Here is a 705-nt window from a genome sequence, read left to right on the forward strand (position 1 = left end):
CCAGGACGCAGGCCTTCCAGATCCATTGACGCTGGGAAACGACCGCGTCGGGCACCACGCGCATGGCGCTGGACGCGGTCGCAGACGGTACTAGAACGTCCTCCTCGACCACTCCTGCCCCATCCAGCGGCAGGATAGCCAACGCAAGGAGATACCATAGCCAAGGCCCGGCCTTGTTGATGCCCTTCATCATACGTGCGGCCTCCTGCCGTCGAGATAAAGCCCGTCATCCTTTACCCCGAGTTACCCCTTAGTGTAGACGTCGGTGATGTCTCTGCTGCTCTTCAGTCGATGCTGGAGGGCGTCGCCTAGAGCTCGGTACGAATCTTGGATGTCGTGGTGGCCTTTTCATGCAGATTGATGTTCATGCCCATGCTCCTGAATGAAATGCTTAAGAAGCCTTCTTACCGCCAGAAGAAGATAACTTTCACATCTCATTCGATCATTAGGGAATCTATACATAAGAGATATCCGAAATAAAAGATAAACTTCCCTGACATCTTTTTTCTTCTTATCCGTAAAGCTATTGACCTAAAGACTAAGATAAGTCTCTGTTTTTTATACAAATATTCAAAAAAATAACGTACAAACGTACGCCAATGCCCCACCCTATCCTAAATAAAGAAGGCCATCTTCTCTCTTTTAACTAGAAATCAATATATAAAATTGACCATTAGTTAAGTTATAAAATATTCTATATAAACC

The 705-nt window shown here is 46.2% G+C and carries 1 protein-coding gene; it reads right to left on the reverse strand.

Going from position 1 to position 705, the window contains the following annotated elements:
- The coding region (locus OP496_RS18240; protein WP_280565411.1) for a hypothetical protein at positions 1-193 on the reverse strand (193 nt) is incomplete at its 3' end.
- Between the last annotated feature and the right edge of the window lie 512 nt (positions 194-705).

Source organism: Chromohalobacter sp. 48-RD10 (assembly GCF_029889785.1).
In the GTDB taxonomy this organism is placed as follows: Bacteria; Pseudomonadota; Gammaproteobacteria; order Pseudomonadales; family Halomonadaceae; genus Chromohalobacter.